This window comes from Corynebacterium sp. CCUG 65737 (genome assembly GCF_024454115.1).
In the GTDB taxonomy this organism is placed as follows: domain Bacteria; phylum Actinomycetota; class Actinomycetes; order Mycobacteriales; family Mycobacteriaceae; genus Corynebacterium; species Corynebacterium genitalium.
In genome coordinates this window covers 1-872 of record NZ_JAGPZB010000038.1, presented here as the reverse complement: position 1 = coordinate 872, position 872 = coordinate 1, and the positions used below count along the sequence as shown (strand labels likewise).

Here is an 872-nt window from a genome sequence, read left to right as displayed (position 1 = left end):
CTCAATCGGCATCCAAAAAGGCCAGATCTAACCCCCACGACACGCCGAGCCAGACACACATTTTGACCCTTAACCCTCATGTGTTTTACAGTTGAGAGATACTAAAGACGAAAGAAGGCCACTCGGCGGCAACCAAGTGACCTTCGCTTATCACCCAGTAGTAGCTGGGGGAAAGCATGTGCATGATTCTATCTAATGATTCCTCTCCGGGCACTTTGACCGGTGCGCGTGTTGGTACGCCATCTAGAGTGCGCCAGGATTGCGCAGGTCTAGATGATACTCCGGCAAGTCAGCTTGACCGGGAAAAACTTCTCCAGCATCTTGGGCGTGATGCGCTACACGGTTCTATCAGCCGTGACTTTCAAAGTGCTTACCGTGTCGTGGTAGATGAAGAAACCGGTAAGAAGCGCAGCGTTCCGAGACTTTATCGCACTGATTCGGAGAAACTCGGTCGATGTGAATACGTCATGCTGACGAATAAGCAATATTCTGCGGTTATGGTTATTGATGTTGACCAGCCCGGAGAATCTGGAGGCCATCCAGTTCATCTCAATGCTTATGTTAAAAGCGTTATCTTCGCCCTTGTCCAGCGAGGCATTGGGCCAGCATGGGCCGGGATTAATCCGCTAAGTGGTAAAGCTCAGTTTATTTGGCTGATTGACCCGGTGTATACCGGCAAAAATAAGCATTCCAGCAATATGGAGCTGCTAAAAGCTACGAGCCAGGAGTTAGGCGCTCTTCTCGCACATGACCCGCACTTTGCGCACCGTTTTAGTCGTAGTCCTTTTTATACTGGGGGCCTGACCCCCGGAAAGTGGACACGTCGGGGGTTATCTATGCTGCTTGGGTCAGTGTAGCTGATGTGAGTGCTT

General features: G+C 50.7%; 1 protein-coding gene. It reads left to right on the top strand.

Going from position 1 to position 872, the window contains the following annotated elements; all coding sequences use genetic code 11:
* Positions 1-182: 182 nt before the first annotated feature.
* The gene (locus KBX17_RS11430; protein ID WP_256019920.1) at positions 183-857 is read left to right on the top strand and encodes a replication initiation protein; all 675 of its coding nucleotides are present in this window, start codon (positions 183-185) and stop codon (positions 855-857) included.
* Positions 858-872: the final 15 nt, after the last annotated feature.

Coding starts and splice junctions, on each gene's coding strand:
- KBX17_RS11430 (WP_256019920.1), top strand. CDS start 183: ATGATTCTATCTAATGATTCCTCTCCGGGCACTTTGACCGGTGCGCGT.